The sequence below is a fragment of the Micromonospora sp. PTRAS2 genome, assembly GCF_054052245.1.
The window spans coordinates 1-458 of record NZ_JBSWBU010000067.1 but is presented as its reverse complement, the minus strand read 5'-3'; the positions used below and the strand labels follow the sequence as shown (position 1 = coordinate 458).

At 65.5% G+C, this 458-nt stretch carries 1 protein-coding gene; it reads left to right on the top strand.

Annotated features, from left to right (window positions below; genetic code table 11):
• Positions 1 to 12: 12 nt before the first annotated feature.
• The coding region (locus ACVMYR_RS33185) for a ketoacyl-synthetase C-terminal extension domain-containing protein (RefSeq protein ID WP_457123711.1) at positions 13 to 458 on the top strand (446 nt) is incomplete at its 3' end.

Here is a 458-nt window from a genome sequence, read left to right as displayed (position 1 = left end):
CTGGCTGGTGTGGTGAAGGTGTTGTTGGCGTTCGATCGGGAGCAGATTCCGCCGACGTTGCATGTCAACCGGCCGAATGATCACATCCGGTTCGAGGAGTCGCCGTTCTTCGTGGCGGATCAGGTCGTCGCATGGCCTCGGGTGGCGGGTGTGCCGCGGCGGGGTGCGGTGTCGGCGTTCGGGATGGGTGGGGTGAACGCCCACGTGATTCTGGAGGAGCCGCCTGTCGCCGTTCCGCGTGAGGTGTCGGTGCAGGAGTCGTTTGTGGTGAAGGTGTCGGCGTCGAGTGTGGAGGGTGTGCGGCGTTTGGCGGGTGATTATGCGCGGGTGTTGTCGGGTGTGGGGACGAGTGGTGTGGGGGATTTCGGGTTTACGGCGAATGTGGGTCGGGCGTCGCATCGGTTCCGGGTGGCGGTGTCGGGTGTGGATGGTGTGGGTGTGGCGGAGGGGTTGTCGGC